The sequence below is a fragment of the Mesorhizobium sp. M7A.F.Ca.MR.362.00.0.0 genome, from assembly GCF_004023175.1.
Taxonomy (GTDB): Bacteria; Pseudomonadota; Alphaproteobacteria; order Rhizobiales; family Rhizobiaceae; genus Mesorhizobium.
The window spans coordinates 1-228 of record NZ_RZTF01001160.1; the positions used below are offsets into that span (position 1 = coordinate 1).

The window sequence follows — 228 nt, forward strand, 5'->3', positions numbered from 1 at the left end:
GAGCCGTTGCGGCCGATGGAGACCCAGGCAGCGAAAGCGGCGATCAGCCCGGCAAGGGTGTAGACCGTCATCAGCACCTTCTTGGTCTGGATGCCCGACAGCTTCGCCGCCTCCTGATCATCGCCAACGGCGTAGACATGGCGGCCCCATGCCGTGTGATTGAGCACGTACCAGAGGATCATCACGAGCACGACCGTGGCAATGACGCCGAGCGTCAGCACCGCCGTG

At 64.0% G+C, this 228-nt stretch carries 1 pseudogene; it reads right to left on the reverse strand.

What is annotated here, in order from left to right:
• Positions 1–228 (reverse strand): annotated as a pseudogene (locus EOC06_RS39480) (ABC transporter permease); the annotation flags it as partial.